Below are 2845 nucleotides of genomic sequence, written 5' to 3' on the forward strand. Positions count from 1 at the left end.
CTGTGGGGTTCTCTTCTCCCCCCCCTGTCCCCCTCCCCCCTCCCCTCCCTCTCCCCCCCCCCCCCCCCCCCCCCCCCCCCCCCCCGCTCCCACGTGACAGAGCGCCTAAGGTGTGAGCCTGAAGTTGAGGGCCGCGATGTTACGGAATTTGCCTTGCAGCAGCCACCGCGCATTCATTCACCGCCTTGTGATTCACACCCGGCAAGATGCCGACAAATTTGCCATCATGTTCACTCCACCCGCGGAGATCATGGACATGCCGCTACGCCCCCTCCTTGCCTCGCTGCTGCTGGCCGCCAGCCTCACCGCCCAGGCCGCCACCGAGGTCATCCCCCTGCAACACCGCAGCAGCGCCGAACTGCTGCCCGCCGCCCAGTCGTTCCTGGGCAAGGACGGTAGCGTCAGCTCCTTCGAGGACAAGCTGATCGTCAATGCCAGCCAGGAACGCATCGACGACCTGCGCACCCTGCTGCAGCAACTGGATACCGCGCCCAAGCGCCTGCTGATCAGTGTCGACAACAACGACAGCAACTTCCAGGACAACCGCGGCAACGCGCGGGTAATCCACTACGGCACCGCCAACCGCGAAGGCGGCCTGCAGCAGATCCAGGCCAGCGAAGGGCAACCGGCGCTGATCCAGGTGGGCCAGAGCATCCCCATCACCAGCACCTCCACCGACGGCTACGGGCGCATCCAGAGCGACACTCAATACCGCAATGTCACCCAGGGTTTCTACGTTACCCCACGCCTGACCGGTGACACCGTACGCCTGCAAATCAGCACCAATAATGACCGAATGAGCCAGGAACGTGCCGATGTAGTGAAAGTGCAAAGCACCGACACGACGGTCACCGGCAGGCTGGGTGAATGGATCACACTGGCGGGCTACAACCAGGACAGCCAGGCCGAGCGCAGTGCGTCAAGCCTCAGCTACAGCACCCAGCGCGGGGAAAATATGACTTTGCGTGTCAAAGTCGACCTTCTTGACTGATCCCAAGCAATTCAAGGCCTCGACCAAAGGCCTTGAAACTGACCAGCAAGTCGCATTAGACCAAAGATGTAGTAACCAGAAAAAAGCACTACAAAATCGTTGACAGGCACTTTTTGGCAAAGGCATGATGGCCTCGCTCCCGCTAATCAGAGGCCCTGGCAAGGGTCTTCGGAGCGCCCTGCACACCACCAGCGCAGGCGCTTCGTGTCCATACGGCCCACAAGGCGGTTCGACGGGATTGCGACTGCAACGAAGAAGTTGTCCCGAGGGACGGAAGCGCATCACCGCAGTCATCAGCAATCGCGTAGCACCGCAGCACGGCATCCACGAGCCAACCTGCAGCGCACGCCTTCGCCCGGCCTGCACACCCTTCCCCCCTTCGAGCCTTCTGCGTTCGCCGCCGCACTCCCCCGAACAGGACAGCCGCCCGGCCCTCTGAGCCGCGTTTGTCGAGCATCAGCACAATTACACTCAAGATCGATGCGACGAGGTTTATTTCCATGGCACTGACACGCGAACAGCAAATTGCAGCCCTCGAGAAAGACTGGGCCGAAAACCCGCGCTGGAAAGGCGTGACCCGTACCTACACCGCCGCTGATGTCGTTCGCCTGCGTGGCTCGCTGCAACCGGAGCACACCCTGGCCCGCCAGGGCGCAGAGAAACTGTGGAAGCTGGTCACCCAAGGTGCCCACCCGTCCTTCCGCCCAGAAAAAGATTTCGTCAACTGCATGGGCGCCCTGACCGGCGGCCAGGCAGTGCAGCAGGTCAAGGCCGGCATCCAGGCCATCTACCTGTCCGGCTGGCAGGTTGCCGCCGACAACAACTCGGCCGAGTCGATGTACCCCGACCAGTCGCTGTACCCGGTCGACTCGGTTCCGACCGTGGTCAAGCGCATCAACAACTCGTTCCGTCGCGCCGACCAGATCCAGTGGAAAGCCGGCAAGAACCCAGGCGACGAAGGCTACATCGACTACTTCGCACCGATCGTGGCTGACGCCGAAGCCGGTTTCGGCGGCGTACTGAACGCCTACGAACTGATGAAGAACATGATCGAAGCGGGCGCCGCCGGCGTGCACTTCGAAGACCAGCTGGCCTCGGTGAAAAAATGCGGCCACATGGGCGGCAAGGTACTGGTACCGACCCAGGAAGCCGTACAGAAGCTGGTGGCTGCCCGCCTGGCTGCCGACGTTGCCGGTGTACCGACCATCATCCTGGCCCGTACCGACGCCAACGCCGCCGACCTGCTGACCAGCGACTGCGACCCGTACGACCAGCCGTTCGTGATCGGCGACCGTACCCGTGAAGGTTTCTACAAGGTCCGCGCCGGCCTCGACCAGGCCATCTCCCGCGGCCTGGCCTACGCGCCGTATGCCGACCTGATCTGGTGCGAAACCGCCAAGCCGGACCTGGACGAGGCCCGTCGCTTCGCCGAAGCGATCAAGAAGGAATACCCGGACCAGCTGCTGTCGTACAACTGCTCGCCTTCCTTCAACTGGAAGAAGAACCTGGACGACGCCACCATCGCCAAGTTCCAGCGCGAACTGTCGGCCATGGGCTACAAGCACCAGTTCATCACCCTGGCCGGCATCCACAACATGTGGCACGGCATGTTCAACCTGGCGCACGACTACGCCCGCAACGACATGACCGCCTACGTGAAGCTGCAGGAGCAGGAATTCGCCGACGCCAGCAAAGGCTACACCTTCGTGGCGCACCAGCAGGAAGTGGGCACCGGCTACTTCGACGACATGACCACCGTGATCCAGGGTGGCGCTTCGTCGGTGACCGCACTGACCGGTTCGACCGAGGAAGAACAGTTCCACTGAGTTTGGTGAACTGTTGAAAAAAGAAGGC

2 protein-coding genes are annotated in these 2845 nt (G+C 62.3%); both read left to right on the top strand.

Translation table 11 applies throughout. The annotated features are described in order from the left end of the window. Positions 1-256 precede the first annotated feature (256 nt). Positions 257-991, top strand: coding sequence for a secretin N-terminal domain-containing protein (locus ACO6VM_RS27320; RefSeq protein WP_401059380.1), 735 nt, complete (start codon positions 257-259; stop codon positions 989-991). 500 nt (positions 992-1491) lie between these two features. Further along, positions 1492-2817: an isocitrate lyase gene (gene aceA, locus ACO6VM_RS27325; RefSeq protein WP_023630475.1), complete on the top strand. Its 1326-nt coding sequence runs from the start codon at positions 1492-1494 to the stop codon at positions 2815-2817. The last annotated feature ends 28 nt before the right edge of the window (positions 2818-2845 follow it).

Source organism: Pseudomonas sp. GZD-209, assembly GCF_049310485.1.
GTDB classification, from domain to species: domain Bacteria; phylum Pseudomonadota; class Gammaproteobacteria; order Pseudomonadales; family Pseudomonadaceae; genus Aquipseudomonas; species Aquipseudomonas sichuanensis.